Origin of the sequence: Pseudomonas sp. M2(2023), from assembly GCF_030263955.1 — a bacterium.
Lineage (GTDB): Bacteria > Pseudomonadota > Gammaproteobacteria > Pseudomonadales > Pseudomonadaceae > Aquipseudomonas > Aquipseudomonas asiatica.
Map to the genome: position 1 here is coordinate 1915774 of NZ_CP127114.1, position 9227 is coordinate 1925000.

General features: G+C 64.0%; 10 protein-coding genes. 4 read left to right on the forward strand and 6 right to left on the reverse strand.

Features of this window, described 5'->3' with window-relative positions; all coding sequences use genetic code 11:
• Positions 1-105 precede the first annotated feature (105 nt).
• Positions 106-1056, reverse strand: coding sequence for a DMT family transporter (locus QN085_RS08855; protein WP_023662797.1), 951 nt, complete (start codon positions 1054-1056; stop codon positions 106-108).
• An 83-nt stretch (positions 1057-1139) separates the two neighbouring features.
• Here QN085_RS08855 and QN085_RS08860 point away from each other — a divergent pair, with 83 nt between their 5' ends.
• Complete coding sequence (locus tag QN085_RS08860; protein ID WP_015269662.1) at positions 1140-1703, forward strand: helix-turn-helix domain-containing protein; 564 nt, start codon at positions 1140-1142, stop codon at positions 1701-1703.
• 125 nt (positions 1704-1828) lie between these two features.
• On the opposite strand, the gene QN085_RS08865 is transcribed toward QN085_RS08860, so the two are convergent.
• The gene (locus QN085_RS08865; protein WP_013971843.1) at positions 1829-2377 is read right to left on the reverse strand and encodes a cysteine hydrolase family protein; all 549 of its coding nucleotides are present in this window, start codon (positions 2375-2377) and stop codon (positions 1829-1831) included.
• Between the two features lie 82 nt (positions 2378-2459).
• Here QN085_RS08865 and QN085_RS08870 point away from each other — a divergent pair, with 82 nt between their 5' ends.
• Together QN085_RS08870 and QN085_RS08875 are read left to right on the forward strand one after the other, a co-directional pair.
• Positions 2460-3443: a GlxA family transcriptional regulator gene (locus QN085_RS08870; RefSeq protein WP_013971844.1), complete on the forward strand. Its 984-nt coding sequence runs from the start codon at positions 2460-2462 to the stop codon at positions 3441-3443.
• Positions 3444-3548: 105 nt separating this feature from the next.
• Entirely contained in the window at positions 3549-3929 is a 381-nt protein-coding gene (locus QN085_RS08875; protein ID WP_013971845.1) for an antibiotic biosynthesis monooxygenase, read from the forward strand.
• On the opposite strand, the gene QN085_RS08880 is transcribed toward QN085_RS08875, so the two are convergent.
• Positions 3908-4678 carry an alpha/beta hydrolase family protein gene (locus tag QN085_RS08880; RefSeq protein WP_013971846.1) on the reverse strand — a complete coding sequence of 257 codons (771 nt, stop codon included), beginning with the start codon at positions 4676-4678 and terminating at the stop codon, positions 3908-3910. The genes QN085_RS08875 and QN085_RS08880 overlap by 22 nt on opposite strands.
• The gene (locus QN085_RS08885; RefSeq protein WP_041506166.1) at positions 4662-5780 is read right to left on the reverse strand and encodes a DUF3182 family protein; all 1119 of its coding nucleotides are present in this window, start codon (positions 5778-5780) and stop codon (positions 4662-4664) included. The genes QN085_RS08880 and QN085_RS08885 overlap by 17 nt, the downstream gene beginning before the upstream one ends.
• 220 nt (positions 5781-6000) lie before the next feature.
• On the opposite strand from QN085_RS08885, the gene QN085_RS08890 reads away from it, so the two are divergent.
• A complete protein-coding gene (locus tag QN085_RS08890) occupies positions 6001-7809 on the forward strand; it encodes an aminopeptidase P family protein (protein ID WP_023662799.1) in 1809 nt (602 codons plus the stop codon).
• Between the two features lie 38 nt (positions 7810-7847).
• Here the strand turns inward: QN085_RS08890 and QN085_RS08895 are convergent, their stop codons facing one another.
• Complete coding sequence (locus QN085_RS08895) at positions 7848-8129, reverse strand: hypothetical protein (protein ID WP_013971849.1); 282 nt, start codon at positions 8127-8129, stop codon at positions 7848-7850.
• A gap of 191 nt (positions 8130-8320) precedes the next feature.
• A complete protein-coding gene (rhtA, locus tag QN085_RS08900) occupies positions 8321-9208 on the reverse strand; it encodes a threonine/homoserine exporter RhtA (RefSeq protein WP_023662800.1) in 888 nt (295 codons plus the stop codon).
• Positions 9209-9227: the final 19 nt, after the last annotated feature.

A 9227-nucleotide genomic window follows, 5' to 3' on the forward strand; every position in this document is an offset into this window, starting at 1 on the left:
GGGTTGATCACCAACACGCAAGCTGTCGCAGAATCCTACAAACAGGCTGTGACAAGCTGTTTTTTTATAACAGATTCTTACAAAGCATAGACGCAGTTGGCGGCTTTACAGGCCAGCCTGGCGTTCGCCTTCATCCTGCACTTCCTGTGCTTCGGCCACCTCGCGCGGGCGGCGCACCTTGAGTTCGCTTACCACCACCGCGATCACGATCAGCAGGCCGCCGAGCAGTGCCACGCCCGGCAGGCGCTCACCGGCGATGCGCCCGACGATCCCGGCCCATACCGGTTCGCCGGCATAGATGAGGGTGGCGCGGGTGGGCGAGACCGACTTCTGCGCCCAGTTCATGGCTACCTGGATCACCGCGCTCATGGCGCCCAGGCCCACGGCACTGGTCAGCAGCAGCCAGGAAAAATCGGGTATGCGCTCCTGGGTCGGCACGATCATCAGGAACGCCAGCAGCGAGGCGGTCGCCAGCTGCACCACGGTGACCCGGCGCACATCGACCTGCCCGGCGTAGCGGCTGATCAGGATGATTTCGCCGGCAATGGCCACGGCGCTGACCAGGGTTACCAGCTCGCCTTCGCTGAAGTGCAGGCTGCCACCCTCCGGACCGGCCAGCAGCATCAGGCCGATGAACGCCAGGCCGATACCGATGCTGGGCATCAGGCCGGGGCGCCGGCCCAGCACCAGCCATTGCAGCAGCGGCACGAACGGCACGTACAGCGCGGTGATGAACGCCGACTGGCTGCTGCTGATGGTTTGCAGGCCCATGGTCTGCAGGCCGTAGCCGAGCATGATCGACACCCCGATTAGCATGCCGGCCTTCAGTTCGGTGAAGGTCAGCCCTGGCAGCGCCCGCGCCGAGACCACCCCGACGAACAGCGCGGCTGCAGCGAAGCGCAGACCGACGAAGAACATCGGGCCGCTGACGCTCATCACGTTGTGTACCAGCAGGAAGGTGCCGCCCCACAGCATGGTGATGAATACCAGCACTAGTTCGGCCTTGCTCAGGCGAAAGGTAATGGCGGGGGTCGGTTTGCTGCTGGGCTGGCTCATGGTCTTGCGCACTCGGAGGGGGCGGCGCACAATCGCCGCAAAGTGGGCAGTATACTGCGCAATACCGACCAGTGAGCAATATAGTGCACAAAGATTCCTCGCACCGGGCATCGGTGCTGCAACATGTCAGCCTCAATGTACGCAGCCTGCGCAACGCCGCGGGTATGAGCCAGACGGCGTTGGCGGAGCGTTCCGGGGTCAGCCGGCGCATGCTGGTGGCGATCGAGGCGGGCGAGAAGAATGTCAGCCTGACTACTCTCGACCTGATTGCCGAGGCCTTGGGCGTGGCTTTCAGTACCCTGATCCAGGCACCTGACCAGCGCGACCCCGGGCGCATCGAAGAGTTGGCCTGGGCCGGCGAGCACCCGCAGAGTCGGGCGGTGCTGTTGGGCAGCAGCGTGGCGCGGCGCGAGGTGGAACTATGGGAATGGACCCTGGCACCGGGCGAGTGCTATTCCAGCGAGGCTGATGCCGAAGGCTGGAGCGAGCAGATCTATGTGGCGCAAGGGCAACTGACGCTGATCATCGAAGGGGTCGAGCATCGCCTGCAGGTCGGGCAGTTCCATGTGTTTCCCAGCAACTGCCGGTATGCCTACCGCAACGATGGGGCGGTTGCGGTGCGGTTTGTGCGCAATGTGGTGATCTAAGAGCGCGCAGGGCTGCATCACCTGTGGGAGCGGGCATGCCCGCGAACACCAGCGGAGGCGGTGCCATCCTCCGCGTCGCCTGATTCGCGGGCACGCCCGCTCCCACAGGTGCTGAGCAAGCCTGATCAGCTATTCAGCAACTCATCGGTCCTGACCACCTTGGCATAGGCAAACGCCAACGCCGCCATCACCGAATCATGCACCTGCGCCGCCGGCACCCGCTTGCCATCGAACTCTAGTGGCAGCGTGGCACAGGCGTCGTGCGCCACGGTCACGTCATAACCCAGGTCGGCCGCGGCCCGGGTGGCGGCGTCGATGCACATGTGGCTCATGCTGCCGACGATGGTCAGGGCCTCGACGCCATGCCGGTCCAGCGTGTGCTCAAGGTCGGTACCGAGGAAGGCGTTGACCTTGTGCTTGAGCACCACCGGCTCATCGGCCCGAGGCTCTACCTTGGCATGGATCGCCGCGCCCTGCGAACCTGGCGCGAAGAACGGCGCATCGGCGCTGTCGAACTCATGCCGCACATGCACCACCAGGTCGCCCCGTTGACGCGCCGCCACCAACAGGCGGGCAGCATTGTCGGCCGCCTGCTCGGCACCATCGAGGGTCCATTTGCCGCCGGGGAAGTAGTCGTTCTGGATGTCGATGATGATCAGCGCCTGCTTGCTCATGCTGCCTCCTGTGGCAGTAGTCGTTGGATGACGTAAGTTATAGGCTGTGTGCACTGACCTGAGGATTGGCGCGAACGACACTATGCAGGCAAAAACTGACAACCCCGCCAGCCTGGACATCGGCCTGCTGCTGTACCCCGGCGCGCAGCGTGCTGCCGTGCATGGGCTGGCCGACCTTTTTCTGGTAGCCAACCGGGTGGTTGCCGAACTGGGTGCTGTCGAGTTGCCATCGGTGCGTATCAGCTTTTGGCAGGCAGACGAGGCAGGGCGGTTGCAGCTTGCCCCTGAGAGCCCACCTGCCGCCGCGGCCGATCTGCGGGTGCTGATCATTCCGCCAAGCCTGGAGTCGGCACCACAGGGTGAGCTGCTTGAGCACCATCGCGCGTCGTTGTGCCAGTTGCACGGGCACGGCACGGTGCTGGCATCGGTGTGCATCGGGGTGTTCTTCATCGCCGCCAGTGGTCTGCTCGACGGGCGCCCGGCCTGTACCCACTGGAACTACGTGCATTCGCTTGCCCAGCGTTTTCCCAAGGTGCGGGTCGAGGCCCAGCAGCCGTTGCTGGACGATGGCGACATCGTCACCTCGGCGGGGCTGATGGCCTGGACCGACCTGGGCTTGCGCTTGCTGGAGCGCTTCATGGGCGCGACGGTGGCGCGGGAAACTGCCCGCTACCTGGCGGTCGACCCGGTCGCGGCGCCGCTGCCTGGTGCAGTGTTCAATCCACGCCTGGACCATGGCGATGAGGCGGTACTGAAAGTGCAGCACTGGTTGCAGGGCAACGGTGGGCAGGATGCCGATCTGGCCAGCATGGCTGCGTGCGCGGGGCTGGAGGAACGCACCTTCCTGCGGCGTTTTCGTGCTGCCACGGGGCTACGGCCAACCGAGTACTGCCAGCAGGTGAGGGTGGGGCGCGCGTGCCGCTTGCTGGAGTTCACCCGGCGCAATGTCGAGCAGATCGCCTGGGGCGTCGGTTACCAGGACCCGGGTGCGTTTCGCAAGGTGTTTCAGCGCATAACCGGCCTGACCCCGAGTGATTACCGGCGGCGCTTCGCGGTATCGGGTTAGGACGCGGGGCGTTCCCGGTGCGGAAAACCGCTTGACCTTGACATAACTTGAGGTTTTACCCTGCTCGGCATCGCGCTGTAGGCGTCCGTCACCAGGAGACCGTTCATGACGGCAACATCCCATGCCCTGTGGTTTACCCAGATGATCGAATATGAAGTGCCTGGCAAGTTCCAGCAGGCGTTGGCCCAAGCGCTGGTGGCGCGCAGCGAAGAGCTGGCCGCGCGTTGCGAAGGGCTGCAGGGCGTCAGTATTCAGGCCAGCGACGATGGCAGCCGGGTGCTGCAGTACCTGCAATGGCAGTCCCGCCAGGCGTGGGCAGCGGCGGCCGTATATTTCGTCGGGGAACCTTTTCTCGACCTGCTTGGCCAGTACCAGGCGCGTGGGGTCAACTTTGCTGCCTACCAGACCCTGCGCAGCCTGGTGCGCGGTGCCGATGGCGGCCTGCATTGCCAGGTGGGCGAGCCTCAGGCATACCAGGGCGCGTAGTGCGGGTAGCGATCCAGGCGGGCGCCAATGACCATTTCGCTGACCCATGCCGCCAGGATCGAACTGTAGGCTTTCTGGCTCTCTTCGCTGGACAACGCGTGGTCGGCGCCGTCGACGATGCGGTGGGTGAGCGAATGGGCGCTGACGAATGCCGAGCGGTAGCTCATCAAGGTGCTGTGCGGCACGTAGTCGTCCTGCTCGGACTCGACCAGCAGTACATCGCCACCGAACTCGGCACAGGCTGCCAGTGCGCGGTTGTCTGCCGGGCCGAGCAGGCGCTGGCGATAGGCGTTCAGCCGTTGCCGGTCGAGGGTTTGCTTGGGGAGGTTCCATTCGTCGTCCCAGTACATTGCGGGTACCCTGAGGGCCAGCCATTTGACCGGCCGCTCACGGGTCAGCAAGGTGGCCAGGTAGCCGCCATAGCTGCTGCCGATGATGGCGATGGCACTGGTGTCGACGGCCGGGTGGCTTACCAGCCGGTCGTAGGCCACCAGCAGGTCGGTCAGGTTCTGTTCGCGGGTTACCGTCAGCCGTTGGCTTTCGGTTTTTTCGTGGCCGCGCAGGTCGAAGGTCATGCACACGCAGCCCAGCCCGGTGATATGCCGGGCGCGGGCCAGGTCGCGTTGCTGGCTGCCACCCCAGCCGTGGACGAAGAGGATGCCCGGCATCTTGCTGCCGGGGCTGACCAGGGTGCCGACGATGCTGTCATCCTCGACCTGCAGTTCAACGGTTTCACTCTGAATGGTCATGTTCGCGAATCCGCGCAAATTTGCTGAGTTGTCCGAGTTCACTGTCGTTTCCTTGGTAAAAGAGGGTGGCGTCAGTGGGGAGTTCGGGGGTGCCGAACACTTCATGGGTGGAGGTACGTACCCGTTGCAATGCCGGGTCGTCGGCGAACGCCTGCAAGGCCAGCAGTTCGGCACTGCTGGCACCGCCCAGGCGCCAGGATTGCTCGAGTACGCCGCTGCGCAGGTGGCCCTGTGGGTTCACGCCGCGGGCAATGTCGTAGTTGCGCCGCGAGGCGATGAAGCCGGGGAAGTGCTGCTCGGCGGCTTGTTCGTAGGCCATCGCCTGGTTGATGGCCAGGCGCAGCGGCTCGTCCAGCGGCAGTTGCAGCAGTGCCTGGTAGTCACCGCGTACCACTACCAGGTCGGAGCCGCCATACACTTCCGTGCCCTGATGGTCGCGGGTAAGTTGCTGGGTGCCGTGATAGCTGCAGGTCAGGCCGGCGACACGTACCTGGCCAACGCTGAATGTTTGCACTTCGCTCAGGTCTTCCTCGAGCACCAACCCCCATAGCGCAAGGTCCTGGTCATCCATGCCGGCCAGCAGCGGTTCCAGCTCATCCGCCGTGGTTATGACCTGTTGCCCACGGCCTGCGCAGGCCAGTACCGGCTTGATTCGCAACGGGCCGTCCGTCAGTAACAGCTGTGCGGCGGTCCGTGCATCGGCCTTGCTGAATACGGTGTAGCCGCGCAGCAGGGCATCGCAGGCTTGCCGTGCGAAGGCATCGGTCCAGCCCGGCGGGAAACTGGCCCCGGCCGGCAGCGGGTGGGAAATCGCCTTGGTCGCCATGTAGGGGTGTGCGACCAGGCCACCGAAAAGGTCCTGTTCGCTGCAGATGCCGAGGGCGGCATGGCGTTCGGGATCGACCAGGGTTTCGGTGGGCAGGTAATAGTAGCCGTCGGTGGCGCTTGGTGGCTGGCTGGGTTGCACGTGCGGGCAGCCCAGAAGGCGGGCCAGGCCGTCGGCAAGCTTCAGGTGCACGGCATGCTCGTGGTCGGGGGTGTGCGCGCGGGTGTCGAGCAGCACCACGCCGCTTTTAGGGGCGCAGGCGTTGGGCATGGTCATTTGCCTGTGTGCAATGAATGTACTCAGTGTGAAGCCGGTGCTTTGTGGAAGTTCAGCGGAACTTGATCGGTGGTTCTGGCCCGTCTGTAGGAAATGTCCAGTATGCGCAGGGCGTCACGGGCAATGCATGCCGTGTGTCGGTCGCCAAGATTGCAGGGCTTCGGCGGCTGTTCCATTATCGGCACACTGGATAAACCGTGATGTAGCCGCAGGAGAGCGCATGAACGTTCAGACCACCCTTGGGCAAAGCGTGCCGCAGCGTTTGGCGCTGGTTCGCCAGGCCATGGCCGCAGAAGGCATCGATGCCTTGCTGGTACCTTCGGCCGACCCCCATCTTTCCGAATATCTGCCTGGTTACTGGCAAGGGCGCCAGTGGCTTTCTGGTTTCCATGGCTCGGTCGGCACGCTGGTGGTCACGGCTGGCTTTGCCGGGGTGTGGGTCGATAGCCGCTACTGGGAACAGGCGGAACACGAGCTGGCGGGCAGTGGCATCGAGCTGATGAAACTGCTGCCGGGCAAGCCTGGTGCGCTGGAGTGGCTGGGCGATCACGTCGAGCCCAACGGCAGCGTGGCAGTAGATGGTGCGGTCATGGCGCTGGCTTCGGCGCGCCAACTGAGCGATCGGCTGAAGGCGCGCGGGGCGCGACTGGTGACTGACAAGGATCTGCTGGGCCAGGTCTGGGAAGGGCGCCCGGCGCTGCCAGGCAACCCGGTGTATCAGCATTTGCCGCCGCACGCCACGGTGAGCCGTGCGGAAAAACTGGCGCAGTTGCGCCAGAGCGTGCAGGCCAAGGGGGCCGACTGGCATTTCATCGCCACCCTGGATGACATCGCCTGGCTGTTCAACCTGCGCGGTAGCGATGTTTCCTACAATCCGGTGTTCGTGGCCTTTGCCCTGATCAGCCAGCAGCAGGCCATCCTGTTCGTCGGCCAGGACAAGCTCGACGAACATCTACGCCAGGTGCTGGCGGCCGACGGTATCGAAGTGCGTGACTACGCCGAAGCAGGCAAGGCCCTCGCCGCCATGCCGGCCGGGAGCCGATTGCTGGTCGACCCGGCCCGGGTGACCTGCGGCCTGCTGGATAACCTGCCGGCCGAGGTGGAGCTGGTCGAGGGGCTCAACCCCAGCACCTTGAGCAAGTCGTGCAAGGGTGATGAGGACCTGGTGCACATCCGGCAGGTGATGGAGCAGGATGGCGCGGCCCTGTGCGAATTCTTCGCCTGGTTAGAGGCCAACCTTGGTCGTGAGCTGGTTACCGAGCTGACGGTCGACGAGCAGTTGAGTGCCGCCCGTGCCCGCCGCCCGGGATTCGTGTCGTTGAGCTTCTCGACCATTGCCGCCTTCAACGGCAATGGCGCGATGCCGCATTACCGCGCCACGGAACAGTCGCACGCGGTCATCGAGGGCGATGGTCTGCTGCTGATCGATTCGGGCGGGCAGTACCTGGGGGGCACCACCGACATCACGCGCATGGTGCCCGTGGGCAACCCGAGCCTTGCACAGAGGCAGGATTGCACACGCGTGCTCAAAGGCATGATCGCCTTGTCGCGGGCCACCTTCCCGCGAGGCGTGCTATCGCCGTTGCTCGACGCCATTGCCCGGGCACCGATCTGGGCTGACCAGGTGGATTACGGACATGGCACCGGGCATGGCGTGGGCTACTTCATGAATGTGCACGAGGGGCCGCAGGTAATTGCCTACCAGGCGGCGCCCACGCCGCAGACCGCGATGCAGGTGGGCATGATCAGCTCGATCGAGCCGGGTACGTACCGTCCAGGACAGTGGGGTGTGCGCATCGAGAACCTGGTGGTCAACCGCGAGGTCGGCAAGAGCGCCTTCGGCGACTTCCTGAACTTCGAGACCCTGACGCTATGCCCGATCGATACCCGCTGTCTGGTGCCCGAGTTGCTGACCAGGGAAGAACTGGACTGGTTGAATGGCTATCACGCCAGGGTACGCGAGCGTCTGGCGCCGTTGCTCAAGGGGGACGCGCTGGCCTGGCTGGAGGCGCGTACCGCGCCCTTGTGAGGCAAACGAAAAGGGCAGCTTGCGAGCTGCCCTTTGTTTTACTTGCAGATGACGATCATGCTGCGGCTGGTATAACCCGCCGGGTTGATGCCAAACAGGTAGTCACCTGGTTCTTCATCGCTATCGCCCGAGCGGGCTATGATCCGGTAGCCGCGCGTGCTGCAGGAGCTCGCGGCCTTGCTGTAGCAGTTGTCCCACGAGGAAGACAGGCCGGAGCAATTGATATGCAGGCCCTTCTTGCCCCTTTTGACCTCAGTCTTGGCCGTGGCGGCACATCCAGCAATAGCCAAGATGGCCAGGATCAGCAAAATACGTTTCATTCCTGTCCTTATGATGCGGGGCGGATCAGCTGTCTGGTCCCGTCGTTATCGCTTTGGTTCTTCCTGAAATATCCCCAGCGTCCGTGTTCGGTCCAGTAGATAGCGTGAAGATGATGATTCTGTGACAGCTTAATCAGCGAGACAGGTCGCTACAATCACTAATCCTGTCTCAAATGAAAATATTTCTCATATCAGTCGGTAGCGACGACCGGGCTGGGTTCCTTGCGCATGGACAGGGTGGTGCCGACCGACGCGGTGATGATCGCGAGAATAGCCAGCCACTGGGTAATCGTCAGTACCTCGCCCAGGAACAGCAGGCCGGACAATGCGCCGAATGCTGGCTCGATACTCATGAGGGTGCCGAAAGTGCGTGCCGGGATGCGCGTGAGGGCAACCATTTCCAGGCTGTAGGGCAGGGCGGTTGACAGCACCGCGACGCCCAGCGCCATGGGGATCAGGGCGGGTGTGAGCAATGCGCTGCCGGCGTGGGCGATACCGATGGGGGCAACGAACAGCGCGGCCACCACTACGCCCAGTGCGGCACTCTGGATACCATGCTCGGCCCCGGCACGCTGCCCGAACAGGATGTACAGCGCCCAGCATACGCCCGCGCCCAGGGCATAGGCAGCGCCGACCGGGTCGAGAGCCTGCCCGCCATGGCCGGCCGGCAGCAACAGCAGCAGGCCGACGATGGCCAGGGCAATCCACAGGAAGTCGATCGGCCGGCGCGAGGAGAAGATTGCCACGGCCAGCGGGCCGGTGAATTCCAGTGCCACGGCAATGCCGATCGGTACCGTTTGCAGGGCCATATAGAAGAGGAAGTTCATGCCGCCCAGCGCCATGCCGTAGATGATGACGTTGCGCAGGGTATTGCGGGTCACGCGCACACGCCAAGGGCGCAGGATAAGCAGCATGATGATGCTGGCGAAGATCAGGCGCAGGGTGGTGGTGCCTTGCGCGCCGATGAGGGGGAACATGCTTTTGGCCAGTGAGGCGCCGGACTGTATCGATGCCATGGCGATGAGCAGCAGGCCGATCGGGAAGAGGGTAGCGGCCAGGCTGCGGGGTTGGGTGTTCATTTCTGCGCGACGATCCTTG